Origin of the sequence: Bacillus sp. HY001, assembly GCF_007558965.1 — a bacterium.
GTDB lineage: Bacteria > Bacillota > Bacilli > Bacillales > Bacillaceae_G > Bacillus_A > Bacillus_A mobilis.
In genome coordinates, this window is the sequence record NZ_VLTE01000337.1 from 1 (window position 1) to 207 (window position 207).

Below are 207 nucleotides of genomic sequence, written 5' to 3' on the forward strand. Positions count from 1 at the left end.
CTTTTGTTTTCTAATTTACTTTTCCATAATTACATATTATAATTCACTAGACAATACTGACGTTTTTGTCACTATAAACAAAACCCTAATAGAAAGAAGTGGTGATATAATGGTTATTGATTATAAAGAAAAAACTTTTTTCACTAGCAAAGATTTGGCTTTATCCGTTATAGGTGGACGTTGGAAAATAGCGATTATATGGTGTTT

Annotated in this window: 1 pseudogene; it reads left to right on the forward strand. The window is 28.0% G+C overall.

Annotated elements, in window-relative coordinates:
- Positions 1-109: 109 nt before the first annotated feature.
- A pseudogene (locus FOT98_RS31605) lies at positions 110-207 on the forward strand (winged helix-turn-helix transcriptional regulator); the annotation flags it as partial.